Source organism: Hymenobacter sp. B1770, from assembly GCF_049896385.1.
Classification (GTDB): Bacteria; Bacteroidota; Bacteroidia; order Cytophagales; family Hymenobacteraceae; genus Hymenobacter.
In genome coordinates, this window is the sequence record NZ_JAFCUF010000005.1 from 381,784 (window position 1) to 394,240 (window position 12,457).

Here is a 12,457-nt window from a genome sequence, read left to right on the forward strand (position 1 = left end):
AGCTAACGCAATTAGGCCTTTGTGCCGTAATACATGCCTCGACCAAATAGGCCCTTAGGGTCATAGTTCACCGCCACGCCCGCGGCTTCGATGGCCTCCCGGTACTCGGCATCGGTCCATAAGCCCATTATGTGACTCTCCGTGAAACTGGTCACGCCCTCGGCTGTGCCCACTAGGTAGTTGATGTCGAACACCGACGTGAGTCCGTGCAGCTGGCTGGTGTACATCCAAGCGATTTTCAGGTTTGGCTGATCGACGAAGTTAGCCGTGATTTTGTCGATCCAATAGTTCTCCGGCGTGATCCACGGCTCGATCACCAACAGGCCGCCAGGGTTCAGGTGCCGCGTGAAGCACGCCACGGCTTTACGCAGGTTTTCCACGGTCTGCACGTAGCCTATCGAGCTAAACAAGCACGCCACCACATCAAACGTCTCGGGCAATTGAAAATCCGTCATGTCGGCGTGGTGGAACGGCACGGTCAGGCAGCGCTTTTGTGCCACGGCCAGCAATTCAGGGTTCAGGTCCAACCCAGCACAGGCGTACCGGTTATGTAAGTACGCCAGGTGCTTTCCCGTTCCACAGGCCACGTCCAGCAAGCTTGCTGCTTGCGGAGCCTGGTGCTGAATAAGAGCGTGCAGCGCATTCCCGGCTTCCTCGTAATCTTTGAAATGATACAGGGCGTCGTAGTATTCGGCTGTTTTCGTAAACATGTGACTCGTGAAATCAAGATAGAAAGGTGTGAAATTATGCGGGCCGTCTCCAACTGAAGCTCGCAGCGATGCGCTTGACTGCTCGCCAACGTAGGGTTAGGATGAGAAAATTGCGCCACCCGGAGCTTTGTAAAGGTAAACCGTATACTCATAAAGCCCGTACTCGTGCCGAAGCACCCAGTGCCGGCTGATTTTTTCTTTTAAAAAAGCGGCCAATACATCCATGGGCAAGTGAAACAACTCGTCGCGCTCCCAGTCCACGTGCTTCGACATCACATTGACAGCCAAGCCGCGCCTGACGTGAGGAAAGACCGCTATCAGCACTTGCTGAAAATAGGCCCACATTTCCTCAAAGGACAAGCCGCGCTTTTCTGTGAATACCCCGTTCATTACGACGTAATCCACATCGGGAATGGCCGTGCCCGCTGCCAAAACGTCAAGGCAATGGTAGGCAAGGTGCGGGTACTTGGCCTGCGCTACCCGCACGTACTCCGCCGAAATATCCAGCCCAATGTATTCTACCCGTGGATAATTGCCCCGCTGCAGGTAGTCGTATAAATGGCTGGTGCCGCAGCCAAAATCAAGCAGCGATACGGCGGTGTCCCCGCTTTCACGGATAACGTCGAGCATTACCTGGTGCCGGAGATGGGTGTCCTTTTCTATGGGCCAATCCACGCCCAAGTGCGTATCGCCGTGCTGGCGCAGGCAGGCTTCGTAGTGCTCTACGATTTCCATGTATTTTTTCTGCGCACTCATTGTCTTCTGAGGATAATATTACTCAATAACCTATCCACGACTTGTGTTTCAACTCACTAGGTGCGCGCAGCCCGGAGGTAGGGGGGGAAGTAGCCTTGCTTGGCGGCGGGATCCACTCCTGCCTGCTCGCACAGCGCCACGTATTGCTCCTGCTGGTACACCTGTTTCAGGGCTGTCAACGGCAGGTCCAAAGCGCCAAACCGTTGCTTAAAAGCCGCAATGGAGTCGCCAGGCTTCGCGCCTCCGCCCAGGTTCAGGTAACGAACTTGCTTTTCCTTGAGCTGCAGGGCCCCATACCAGAGTAATGGCGTCGTGTGGTGTTCGTGGCCGGGCAGTGATACGCTAAACAAATACTCGCCCATGTAATCAGTGTAAGCAAACACGGCTACGGCTTTCACTTCGTTTGCTTCGGCGTAGCCAACGAGCACAACCTCGTCGATGCTTAACAGATAGGCAAGGGTTGGCAACGAAAAATTATAAGTAGACGCAGCGTTTTTTTGAGAAAAAAAGGTGTGATACTGCGCCATAAAGAAGTGCTTTAGCGCTTCTTGTTCGACGGCGTAAAGATGTTGTCGTTCTGCAAACCCCTTTAGCTGCCTTTTTCTGTTCTGCGACAGCTGTTGGTAAAGCGCCTGAACGCTGAGTTGCAAATCCATTACGTACAGCCGGCTGGAGGTGAATGCCTCCGTCCGGCACAGGACCAGGCCGTTCGACAGCACCGGGTTCAACCCAATGTACCCACATACGTACCCGGTCTGCGCAGCAAAACGATGCCAGTCGTCCATAAAATCTGGCAACGGGGCCGTGCCCACAAATCCGGAAAAGCCATAAGGCGTTACCACGTCCGTGGCGCCCAGAAAGAGCCGTTCAGCCAGCGGGCACACCACTTTTGCTTCGCCGCGTTGCCACAGGTAGAGGTTGGTGGGATGCCCCGTCGTAAGGTGCATGGCCTGGCAATTCTCCCAAGTATGCCCAAAGGCATGCGGCACGTTCATGAGTGCCGCCCGCCACCGTTCTGGCTCCGACAAAGGAATCAGCTCTTGGCTGATCGTAGTTGATGCGCTGGCGCTCATGAGTAATTCCTTTACACTAAGCGGGGGTGCAGAAGCATTTGGCCAACTTGCCCAGGGGAATTGTGCATCAGCACATCCAAGATGGTAAGCCCGGGCACAAAGGTCGAAGAAAACTGCGGGTACCCAATAAGGGTTGGTTCTAGGAAATGCAGATGCACGCCGTGTTGGTCGAACAGAGCTCGTTCATAAAGCGCGGCCCCGCCCAGGGGGTTCACGTATTCGCCGGCCTGCTCTTGGCAGCAAATGTCCAGAATTTTATGCTGGCCCCGCAAATGCCCGTTGGCATAGCCGGCAGAACTGGCTACGACCTCCGTGCCCACGTCAAGGTAGTCCAACACGTGCAGTAGGCTGCGGTGCACCAGCCGGGAAATATGCGTATCGTCAGCCGTTAATATGTGATTTACAATCGGAAACACCTGCCGAAAGTAAGGAGCCTTGGCATACGCCATCTCTATCGTTTTTAACAGCTTGGGCTGCCATTTTATTTCACGCGAAATTTCCAGGTCTTTGATGAGCCTGTTCTGGGATGCTTTTCTTAACGGAATGGTAAACGTGACGATGTCGTTGTTCAGCAGTAAGCGGTTGCGGTTTATCCAGCCTTTGTTGATGAAGTGCACGTCATCAAAGAGAATAAACTTGTCCACGGCCGCAATCAGCTGGAAATAGCCGAGGTAAGGAAAAATGTATGGCTGCATGACGGCAATGCGCATCTCACAAGCAGTTGATCACCGTGGCGGCTATTTGCTGAACCGTGGCCGGGGCCAAGTCGTGCGCAAGCGGAAGGCACAGGACTCGCGAAGCAACACTTTGTGCCACGGGAGCCTGTTGGGGCCGTACGTAAGGGAGGTCCGTAAGTGCGGGATAGAAATAGCGGCGCGAAAAAACTTGCTGCTCCCGGAGGGCAGTCATCACCGCGAGCAGTTTTTCCTCGTCTGGAAAAAGCACCGGGTAATAGGCATAGTTGTAAGTGGTTTCAGCACTTATCACCGGTTTGGCCAAGCCGCGTCCTTCCAGCAATTGGTCGTAGAGGTTGCTTAATGCTTGGCGGCATCGGATGAGCTCCGCCACATTGGGCAGTACGCAAAGGCCCATCGCGGCGTGGAGTTCAGAGTTTTTGCCGTTGATGCCGAGGCCCCAGAAGCGTTCTGGCCCGTTGTGCCCAAAATTGACCATGTACCCCAGCTTGAACGCCAATTCGTCGTCGTCGGTCACGATAGCGCCACCCTCGCCGGTATGAAACAATTTGGTGGCGTGGAAACTCAACGCCGATACGTTCCCAAAATTTAAGATTGACTGCCCGCGGTGCTGCACCCCAAAGGCATGGGCCGCATCGTAGATGACCTGAAGGCCATACTTGTCCGCCAGCACCTGGATTGCCTCCACCTCGCAGGGGTTGCCATACACGTGCGTGGCCACAACGGCGGTGGTTTCGGCAGTAATTGCGCGCTCCAGTAGGGTCGCATCCAGGCACAACGTTTGGGGATGGATGTCGACGTAAATGGGCTGGCAACCTTCCCAGGCGATGCTGGAAGTGGTGGCCACGTAGGAAAAAGGCGTCGTGATGACCTCACCGCGCAGGGCTAACGCTTTAAAAGCAATTTGCAGGGCAACGGTACCGTTGGCAACAAAAAACAAGTGCTTGACGCCTAGGTAACTTTTTAATTTTTCTTCCAATTCAACCACCAGCGGGCCGTTGTTGGTTACCAAAGTCCGCTCCCAAATGCCCTCCAGATAAGCTACATATTCCGCCAAGGGGGGCAGATAAGTTTTGGTAACATTTATCATGTAAGGGTTCAAACAAGAGTAAGAGGGGTGAAATTAGATGATGAGTTGTGCGCAGGCGCCATTCAAGTACAATAGTAGACAGGGAACGGGGATATATACCGGAGCATTAAGCTGAAAGGTCCGAATCGCAAAGCAAGGGCCTCGGTTACAATAACGGATTTATCAGGTCGCCTTTGACGATGAAAAAAAAGAGGTGGTCGCAATAACCAGCAGGACCAACACGGAGGACATTGACCGTTCCCCTTCAAAGGTGGGCAGGATGGTGTTGTCGGGAGAGGACCGCAAATAAGTTACCCCAACCCTCTCGCGGTTGCTTTGTAGGTGTCGTTCCAGGCCGGCATCGATTTGCCGGTGCCCTGAGAATGCGTTGACTGGTCCAATGGATGCACGTACTAGAGCGCCACCGCGTTACTGCGTAGGGCTCAATGTTCCCTTGACCACCGCCCGGTCGATGTGCCCCCGTGTCTGGGAATAGCCTATACCCCATCCACGCTGCCGTAACCAGGAACAGCACCGTCCCGCCGACCGCGCGCTTGGCCGGGGTGGGCCGCCTTGTTTTTCTTGCATGGACACCGATGCCCCCGTGGGGCCCGCAAGATGAATCGGTTTTTCGATAAGCAAGCTTTACGCTTTTCGTTCACCGAAAGGGTCGTGTCATAAACGCTTGCCGTATTTCTATACGAGGGTTTATTCCCTTAAAGCGACCAACCCCCTTTTCCATCGACGAATAATTTTTATTTTTCGGACGTTTTGCGCTGTATTCCTCTCTCTCCCCGCTGTTATGCCCAACGGATTACTGCCTTTTACTTCGAAGAGTCCCCCCGGGAGCCCGAGTGGGTGCTCTACGTTTCCTTCCTCGTGTGCCTGGTGCTGGGCGCGGCATTGGTCCTACTCACGCCCTAACGAAAAAAGCCCCGCCCGGCGGCCGGCGGGTGGTTGCGCCCTAAGGGCGCTTTCCTCCATTTCCGTGGGGAGGGGGCTCCCCCGCACTCGTGGCGTGCACGTCTTGGTCCGGTTGCAAAGCCGCTACGTGGAATCGCTGGAAGGACGCGGACCGCAAGAGGGCATCTATGAATGGTTAAAATCCGAATCTCAGCCGGGTTCAACGAAACTGTGGAGTAAGCGAAAAGCGGTCTCGGGCGCCTTGGGGTGACCCAGTGGCCGCGAAAAAGCACGAGCACACGCCACCAGACTGCGTAGAAAACGGCTTTTGGGGCGCTTATTCGGCTAGAACGCAACCTATAACTCGCCTATAACTCTTTTCGACGTGCCTATCACTCGCCTATAATTCCTTTTGAGGTGCCTATAACTCCTTTCGGCATACCTATAACTCGCCTATAACTCCTTTTGGCAGTAGCGATCCTTCGTGTCGGGGGGGCGATCCTTCGTCGACCCGCCGGGGAACGACCGCCTGCGGGCGTACCTCGTTCAGCGAAACGGTGGTTCAAGTTACTCGCTTCGCAACAACCGCAGCAGAGCCCGGCGGCTTATTAAGCAACTTTATTAAAAATCAAAAAGCCCCGCGCCCTCGATTGAGGAACGCAGGGCTTTTTCATTAAGCCGACAAAATTATTCAGCGGCGCGTTGTTCAATCAGCCGGCGTAAGAGGGCGGCGCGGGCATCTTCGACGGAGGGCATGGTTTCCGCGTCATTGCTCAGGGCCGTGCGGCTGAGCTTTGGCGTTACGAACTCAGCCAACCCGGCCAGGATGCTCAGCCGCTCTTTCGGGCTTTCGATTGCCAGCAGGTCGGCTTTCATTTGTTCCAGGCTGTAACAGGCGAGTAGTTCCGCGAATTTGTCCCGGATTGTTTGGGTGGTTTTATTAGCCGTGCCCGGCTTGCGCCCGTTGGGGTTGCCGGAAATGCCTTTCTTAAATGCCATAGTGGGGGAAGTGTAGGGTGGTTACTCAAAGCGGTCAGGGAGCGTAAGTGATTCACCCGGCCGTCCCAGGTTCAGGGTTACACGTATTGGCCCGGCCGTGCCAGCCTCCGCAGCCAGGGCCGTGCGTTGCAGCTTCGGGGTTACGAACTCGGCTAGCTTCACGTAGGCATCGATATACTCTTTGCCGGTCAAGGTGTCGAGTTGGGCGGCCAGCTTCACGGCATCGGCCCCGGCTAGGGCGGCGGTAATGGTTTCACGGGCGGCGGCCGTGGCTTTGTTGGCGGCTCCTTTGGGGCGGCCCATGGGGTTGTCGCTGGTTCCAGATTCGTAGGGCATGGGATTGTTTTTTGTTGTTGTTTACAGTGAAAAATAAGGGTAGGGCATTATGTCAAGCATTGTAGTGTACGGCCGACGTTATTCGTCCCAATTGGGCGGGTAGCCGGGCCATTCGTTCAGCAGCACGTCAGCCAGGTCAAGGCCGGCGCGGCGCTCGTCATCCGTCGCCAGCTTTTCCAGCTCGTCGGATACTTGCACGTTGAAGCCCAGGCGGCGTAACTCAGCGGCTTTGGCTTGCCAGTTGGCGAGGCAACCCGCGTCGGGATACAGGACAATGCGCCGGCCCCGTAGCGGCTCCATCCGGTCGGGCGTGAGGTAGCTCAGGCCCATCGTCGCCAACCAGACATAGCGGGGAAAGTAGGGCGTCGCCAGCATGGCCGTTTTTGCGCTTTCTACCAGGGCCACGGGTTGCGCAGCCGGGGCCGTGGCGAGCTGAGACAGGCCAAACAGGCACGGGCTTTTCTGGCCGTGTTGGGCGTAGTCAGCCAGCCACGGCGGCGCGGGGTGGCCCCGGCGTTGGTGGTGCTGAGCCAGGGCCGTGTGCGCCCACGTCGTGCAGCGGCGCGGCTCTTTTATGGTGTGGCCGGTAGCATCGTACAGCACCACTTGGCCGCCCCGCACCCGGCCGTGCGTGTCGAGCAACCAGAACACGCAGGCCCCCGGCCAGTGCGCAGAGGTGCCAACCTGAAACCGCTGCAACAGCTCGTCGGCAACGCCCCGCCCGAAGTGGCCCCGTAGCAGTTGTGCCAGGGTGTTGCGCTCGTAGCTGACCAGCGTGGCCGTGAACACATCGGCCGGGATGCTCCGCACGGGCACAGGCATCGGCTGGGGGCGGGTCGCGCGCGCGGGCACGTACTGCTCCAAGAATGCCGGCTTGCCATCAAGGCGCACTTGTTGCGCGTAGCTGGTGCCGCCCCCCTCGGTGTGGTAGGGGTTGCGATGGTAACCGCAATTAGCCTCCCGGTCGCAGCGGCCGTAAGCATCGGGTAGCAGTTCGCCCGTGTCAGTGTCGAGGTAGCGGGTATAGCAGCGGGGCTTGTCACAGGCCGGGCACGTCGTTCGCGACTTCGGGCCGGCGTAGGGTTGCAGGGTGTAGCGGTGGGCGGTTAGCGTTGGCATGGCGAGGGGAGAAAAAGGCCGCCGGGCGAACGTTGGAAACTGGAAAGGTGGAAATCTGCCTGTAGGGGCTTTTTCCATATTTCCAACGTCCAACGTTCGGTTGGCAGGAGTTAGAATGGTTGATATTGGAAGGGCTGACGTTGGAAATTTCCAGTTTCCAGCATTAGGCAGGCACGGGCACCGGTCGCAGCGAATACCAGGCTTCCCGGCCCCGTTGCTCTTTGACCACGGCGCACAGCTGGCCGCTCCGGTCGGGCACGTAGCCGGCCGGTTCCGTCAGCTCTTTCAGCCGCTTGCGGATGGTGCGGGCGTCGGTATCGAATTGTTCCGCTAGTTGCGTTTCGAGCTGGCCGGCCGGTTGGGGCTGAGCCAGGCACGTTGGCAACGCGGCCAGCACGTCAGCCAGCGGGGCTTTGCGGGGCGTGGTCGGGCTTTCATCGGCGGGCACGGCCAGGTGCGGGGCCTCGTCGTCAGTGCCCCGCAGCGTAAAGCCCAGGTGCCCGCTTTCGTCGCTCAGTTCGCAGACCAACACGCCGGGCAATTCCTCGTCGGTGCGGTTTTTTACTTGCTTCAGGTAGCGGGTGCGGGGGCCTTGCACCGACCGGCCAATGAAAAACACGCTATCGGCAAAGTTGGACAGGTGCTTGCTGCCGGCCAGGTGGTTCAGGGTCAAGGCCGCGCCGGGTGGCAGCTTCGGGGTGTGCGCCAATACCAGGCTGGACACGCCCCGCTCTAGCTGCAGCCGCTTCAGGCCCTTCATGATGCCGATACTTACATCGGCGTCGGCAGTCGTTTTCAGGGCAAGGGCCGTGATGTTGTCGAGTACGACAATCCGCGCCCCGGTGCGGTCAAGGTCGGCACAGATATGCTCAAACGTGAAGCTTTCCACGTCTACGGCAGCCGGGTTGGTGTCGCCGGTCAGCAGCTCGTCGGTGAAGGGGAACCCAGCAAACCGCTTTTCAAACTGCCGGTCGGTCAATTCAAAATCGTAGTACAGCAGCCGTTCCCGCACGTCGCAGCGCAAGCCCAGCAGCGCCTGCGTGTCGGACGTAATAAGGTGGGCAATATGCACGGCCAGTACGCTTTTGCCAACGCCCGTGTCCCCGGCCAGAATGACAATGCCGGGGCTCTCCCACAGGCAGCCAAACAGTGAGCGCAGCGGCGGGGCGTTGCGGGCGTCGGTTAGGCGTTGGGACGCCGTGCGGATGCGGGTAGCCGGTTCGGCGGGCTCGTTGGTGGGCTCGTCAGCCAGGCGGTCGGCATCGGCTAGCAGGTGGGCCTTGTAGCTGCCAGTCGCCAAGGTATTGCTCAGCATGGGTCAGCCCCTCCCGTGGCGTTGGCGCGGTGCGAGGCGGCTACGGCCGCGCCAATGGTGCGCAGCAGCGCGGCGGCGGGTCGGCTAGGGCGGGCTTCCAATGTGGCGATGGCGGCGCCCAGTTCGGCCTCACTCAGCATGAACCGTGCGCAGATGTTGGCGCGTCCCTTCTCCGAAAAATTGAGGCTCGGCAGCCCGCGCAGGTAGCCGCGCAAGGCCGCAAGGCGTACCCGGTTGGTGGCGTTCGGGGTGTTATCTTTGGCTTGCTCTCCCAGCAAGTTCAAAGCGTTGCGGTCGCCCGTGCTCATGCGTTGGCGGCCGTTTCGTTTTCGCCCCGCTTGCCGGCGTTCACCCAAGCCACCAAATCGGCGCGGGTGAAGTACAACTTGTTACCCCGCTTAGCTACGGGCAAGCCCCGCTTCGATACCAGCGCGTAAATGCGCGGCTTGCTCAGGCGGGTTATTTCTTGGGCCAACTCTATGCCGCCCACTTCGGGCGCGGCGATGGCCGTGGTGCGCAGGCAGCTCAGGGCTTCCAGCGTCAATGCTTCCAAGTTGCTTAACCGGGCATTGATGGTTTCAAAGGGGTTGTCTAACATGACCTTATCTGTTGGTGATAGGTCAAAGGTTAGCGGGGTTTATCAGGGCTTATTACCTAAAAGGTATTTCAGGTATTTCGGGTAATTATCTCAGTTGTCCTTCTTCTTTAATCCGTTTGTAATCAATAAATTATCAGCCAATTTCGTTGCAATCCGAAATACGGATTTTTGGTCATTGTTCGTATACTGGACAGCTTCGTTCCAATCACCTGACCAAGCTTTCTGTATTGTTTCGCGTTTTGAGTCTTTAAGATAACCCTGCTCAATAGCCCAGCGGTTTACTTCGGGTGCATTGCCCTCCAAAATCTGTGCTCTGAACAAAGCCCTGAGCGCTGCAGCCCATTCGCCAGGCTTTGTATATATCGCGCCCACTCCCGCGACTTTTAGCAGTGCACGTATTTCTTCCGGTCTGATACCAGTAGCTAGTTTCGCTATTCTAGGTTCTCTACTTCTTGCTTTTGCGACGGGACGTAAAGTAGAAGCCTCGGCATTTGCCGACTTCGGTTCTTCAATTGCGTTCGTCGTTATATCAAGTTGCGGGACTGTGGCATTCAGTTCAGCCAAATGCTTTTCGATATGGGCAACCTCAGTTTCTACAGTGGCAGCATACAACCCGGCGGTATTGGATGCTTTATTGCCTGCTGCAATTCTACGCAAGGTGCCTTTATAGAATAATAGGTTGCGCTCCAAAGTGGCGCGGTCAGCCTCCGTAACTTGTTTCTTCCATTCCGGATTCATGGTATCGTCAACCAGCTTGCGCTCCTTTTCATATGTCCAGAATGCCCACGTTTTTATTTGCTCGCGGTTTTCATCAGACATTTGGATTTGCGCTAAGTAGTGCCTTAAGCGCCCAACAAATTTCTGGCCCTGTTCTATCCCCTCGCCAACTTTGTAGCTAGCCAAGCTCTTGGTTAGGATTTCAAAGATGTCCCAAACGGGCGCCTGAGCTAGCCTTAACAGCAACTGCGGAAAATAGTCCACACGCTTATAAGCACTTGCAAGTAACTCGTGCTGTTGATTCAAATGTGCCACGGATTGCAAGGGTAAAAGGGCAAGGTTTTGTAAGGGTAATAAACAGGGTCTAGTTTCTACAGCAACCCCTCAAAGGCTGTATCCACCAACTCCGACGCGAAGGAATCCAGATAAACAGCCGTAACAGCCTCGGACTTGTGGCCCATTGCTTGCGCAATAACGGCGGTGCCGGCTCCACTCATGCGTAGGGTGGTGGCGAAGGTGTGCCGGGCTACGTAGGTAGTGAGCGGGGTGGCAATGCCGGCCAGTTGCCCCAGCTCTTTCAAGTCCTTATTGACTTGCCCCAGCACTTTGTGTAGCCGGTTCTTGACCATAACCGGGCTGACGTGCTTAGCTGAATCCAGCACCGGAAACACGTAGCTATCGGGCGTAGCAAAGGTGAGGGGCTTATAGGCCGCAACGATAGCAGCAGCGGGGGCCAACAGGCGCAGCGAAAACTTGCCGCCGGTCTTTTGCCGCACGTAGTGCAAACGGTTGGCGTGGCCAGTGTCTATGGCATCCCCGCTCAGGTCGCGCCAACGCAATTGAGCCAGGTCTACGAAGTTGATGCCGCCCCCGTAGAAAGAGAACAGAAACACGTCTTTTGCCAGCCGGTGCCGGTCGGTGGCCGGCTCCAACGATTCGAGGCGGCGCAGCTCGTCGCGGCTTACGGCCCGCTTCGCCGTGCTCACATCAAACTTGCCGATGCTGAACTTGTGCTTTTCGGCCACGGTGCGGGCAAAGGGGTAATGCTCTGCTTTGCTGACGCCGTTGGCTATGGCCCGATTCAGCACGGCCCGCAAGGTGCGGAACCGGTTGGATAAGGTGGTGTCCTCGGCACCCGTGGCCCGTAGCGTGGCCTCCCATTCGTGGCAGAAAGCAACCGTTACCCGGTCAAGGGGAATGTCGTATTTGCTCAGCCAATCAGCCCAGGCGTCGGCTTGCCCCCGGCCGGTGGGCGGGGCGGGCGCGTTGGCCTCCGCTGCTATGAACTTCGCCAGCTGGTTGCGCAGGTCGCGATACACAATGGAGTTTCCTCCCTGTCCGGTTTTGAGGTAGCCCGTACTCAGTTCGTCGCAATACGCCAGCAGCTTCACCCGGCGCGTGGCCTTGCGACCCTCAATGGCTTTGGCAGCTACGGCCGGGGCGTCGTGTTGCTCGTCGGCTTCGGCCAGCGTATCGGCGGCCCCGCTGTACTTGGCTTGCCATTCGGCCAGTTTCGTCAGCAGCTTTTCGCGCTCTTTGTCGGGGTAGCTTTTGCGTACTTCCTTTTTGAGCGGATTCCAGTACTTCGGGTGCAAGCTCAGGCCGGTGGCCAGATACTTCAGCTTCCGGTCTTTGGTAATACGCACCATGAACGGGTGCGACCCATCGGCCAGCGTCTTGTAAGTGTAGTAAACGACCTTGACCGTGGCCTTACCTTCCTTGTGCTCCGTCGTTGCCATATCTGGTTATTCCAACGCTGGTTTAAACATTGGTTTAAACAAATGTAGTAGAAAGGGGGGTAACGACAATAAGCCGTAATAGGCAGAGGATGCAGGAAACAGCCTTTTTTCTACTGCTAAGGGATATTGGTAATTGTCAATAACGGCAATTCCTATGCCTTACAAGCAGAGGGTCGTAGGTTCGAACCCTACATCCCCCACATTGAAAAACCCCTCAGTCGCAAGGCTGAGGGGTTTTTGCTTTTGGGTGCTACGGCACTGGTATTGCAAATAGTCGCGGACAGCGGTCTGCTTTGAGTACCATACATCGCTTGACAGGGACAAGCTTTTCTTGCCTGGCAGAGGATGTCTTAGGTTGTACGGACAATTAGCTTTGCGTTCGTGAATCAATTAGACGAAATCAGTGACCGCACGTGGGCGTTGTTGGC

The 12,457-nt window shown here is 56.8% G+C and carries 13 protein-coding genes; all 13 read right to left on the reverse strand.

Annotated elements, in window-relative coordinates:
• Positions 1-11: 11 nt before the first annotated feature.
• The 13 genes from ACP7AJ_RS12885 to ACP7AJ_RS12945 all read right to left on the reverse strand — a co-directional run bounded on the left by ACP7AJ_RS12885 (position 12) and on the right by ACP7AJ_RS12945 (position 12,029).
• Positions 12-710 (reverse strand): class I SAM-dependent DNA methyltransferase, encoded by a 699-nt coding sequence (locus ACP7AJ_RS12885; RefSeq protein ID WP_426060616.1) that lies wholly within the window; start codon positions 708-710, stop codon positions 12-14.
• A gap of 96 nt (positions 711-806) precedes the next feature.
• The gene (locus tag ACP7AJ_RS12890; protein WP_426060617.1) at positions 807-1,466 is read right to left on the reverse strand and encodes a class I SAM-dependent methyltransferase; all 660 of its coding nucleotides are present in this window, start codon (positions 1,464-1,466) and stop codon (positions 807-809) included.
• A gap of 56 nt (positions 1,467-1,522) precedes the next feature.
• Entirely contained in the window at positions 1,523-2,539 is a 1,017-nt protein-coding gene (locus tag ACP7AJ_RS12895; protein WP_426060618.1) for a hypothetical protein, read from the reverse strand.
• Between the two features lie 11 nt (positions 2,540-2,550).
• A complete protein-coding gene (locus tag ACP7AJ_RS12900) occupies positions 2,551-3,234 on the reverse strand; it encodes a WbqC family protein (protein ID WP_426060619.1) in 684 nt (227 codons plus the stop codon).
• A 16-nt stretch (positions 3,235-3,250) separates the two neighbouring features.
• Positions 3,251-4,324, reverse strand: a complete 1,074-nt coding sequence (locus ACP7AJ_RS12905; protein ID WP_426060620.1) for a DegT/DnrJ/EryC1/StrS family aminotransferase — start codon at positions 4,322-4,324, stop codon at positions 3,251-3,253.
• A 1,569-nt stretch (positions 4,325-5,893) separates the two neighbouring features.
• A complete protein-coding gene (locus ACP7AJ_RS12910) occupies positions 5,894-6,205 on the reverse strand; it encodes a DUF5681 domain-containing protein (protein WP_426060621.1) in 312 nt (103 codons plus the stop codon).
• A 21-nt stretch (positions 6,206-6,226) separates the two neighbouring features.
• Positions 6,227-6,541, reverse strand: coding sequence for a hypothetical protein (locus tag ACP7AJ_RS12915; RefSeq protein ID WP_426060622.1), 315 nt, complete (start codon positions 6,539-6,541; stop codon positions 6,227-6,229).
• Between the two features lie 78 nt (positions 6,542-6,619).
• Positions 6,620-7,660, reverse strand: a complete 1,041-nt coding sequence (locus ACP7AJ_RS12920) for a DUF6371 domain-containing protein (RefSeq protein WP_426060623.1) — start codon at positions 7,658-7,660, stop codon at positions 6,620-6,622.
• A 163-nt stretch (positions 7,661-7,823) separates the two neighbouring features.
• On the reverse strand, positions 7,824-8,975 hold the full coding sequence (locus ACP7AJ_RS12925) for an AAA family ATPase (RefSeq protein WP_426060624.1): 1,152 nt from the start codon (positions 8,973-8,975) through the stop codon (positions 7,824-7,826).
• Complete coding sequence (locus ACP7AJ_RS12930) at positions 8,969-9,283, reverse strand: hypothetical protein (RefSeq protein WP_426060625.1); 315 nt, start codon at positions 9,281-9,283, stop codon at positions 8,969-8,971. Before ACP7AJ_RS12930 ends, ACP7AJ_RS12925 begins: the two co-directional genes overlap by 7 nt.
• A complete protein-coding gene (locus tag ACP7AJ_RS12935) occupies positions 9,280-9,573 on the reverse strand; it encodes a helix-turn-helix domain-containing protein (protein ID WP_426060626.1) in 294 nt (97 codons plus the stop codon). The genes ACP7AJ_RS12930 and ACP7AJ_RS12935 overlap by 4 nt, the downstream gene beginning before the upstream one ends.
• 90 nt (positions 9,574-9,663) lie before the next feature.
• The gene (locus ACP7AJ_RS12940) at positions 9,664-10,605 is read right to left on the reverse strand and encodes a hypothetical protein (protein ID WP_426060627.1); all 942 of its coding nucleotides are present in this window, start codon (positions 10,603-10,605) and stop codon (positions 9,664-9,666) included.
• A 56-nt stretch (positions 10,606-10,661) separates the two neighbouring features.
• Positions 10,662-12,029, reverse strand: a complete 1,368-nt coding sequence (locus ACP7AJ_RS12945; RefSeq protein ID WP_426060628.1) for a site-specific integrase — start codon at positions 12,027-12,029, stop codon at positions 10,662-10,664.
• Positions 12,030-12,457 lie beyond the last annotated feature (428 nt).

Excerpts from the sequence above, each read along its gene's own strand:
- ACP7AJ_RS12890 (WP_426060617.1), bottom strand. The coding sequence starts at position 1,466 with ATGAGTGCGCAGAAAAAATACATGGAAATCGTAGAGCACTACGAAGCC.
- ACP7AJ_RS12915 (WP_426060622.1), bottom strand. The coding sequence starts at position 6,541 with ATGCCCTACGAATCTGGAACCAGCGACAACCCCATGGGCCGCCCCAAA.
- ACP7AJ_RS12925 (WP_426060624.1), bottom strand. The coding sequence starts at position 8,975 with ATGCTGAGCAATACCTTGGCGACTGGCAGCTACAAGGCCCACCTGCTA.
- ACP7AJ_RS12920 (WP_426060623.1), bottom strand. The coding sequence starts at position 7,660 with ATGCCAACGCTAACCGCCCACCGCTACACCCTGCAACCCTACGCCGGC.
- ACP7AJ_RS12905 (WP_426060620.1), bottom strand. The coding sequence starts at position 4,324 with ATGATAAATGTTACCAAAACTTATCTGCCCCCCTTGGCGGAATATGTA.
- ACP7AJ_RS12945 (WP_426060628.1), bottom strand. The coding sequence starts at position 12,029 with ATGGCAACGACGGAGCACAAGGAAGGTAAGGCCACGGTCAAGGTCGTT.
- ACP7AJ_RS12900 (WP_426060619.1), bottom strand. The coding sequence starts at position 3,234 with ATGCAGCCATACATTTTTCCTTACCTCGGCTATTTCCAGCTGATTGCG.
- ACP7AJ_RS12910 (WP_426060621.1), bottom strand. The coding sequence starts at position 6,205 with ATGGCATTTAAGAAAGGCATTTCCGGCAACCCCAACGGGCGCAAGCCG.
- ACP7AJ_RS12935 (WP_426060626.1), bottom strand. The coding sequence starts at position 9,573 with ATGTTAGACAACCCCTTTGAAACCATCAATGCCCGGTTAAGCAACTTG.
- ACP7AJ_RS12895 (WP_426060618.1), bottom strand. The coding sequence starts at position 2,539 with ATGAGCGCCAGCGCATCAACTACGATCAGCCAAGAGCTGATTCCTTTG.
- ACP7AJ_RS12885 (WP_426060616.1), bottom strand. The coding sequence starts at position 710 with ATGTTTACGAAAACAGCCGAATACTACGACGCCCTGTATCATTTCAAA.
- ACP7AJ_RS12930 (WP_426060625.1), bottom strand. The coding sequence starts at position 9,283 with ATGAGCACGGGCGACCGCAACGCTTTGAACTTGCTGGGAGAGCAAGCC.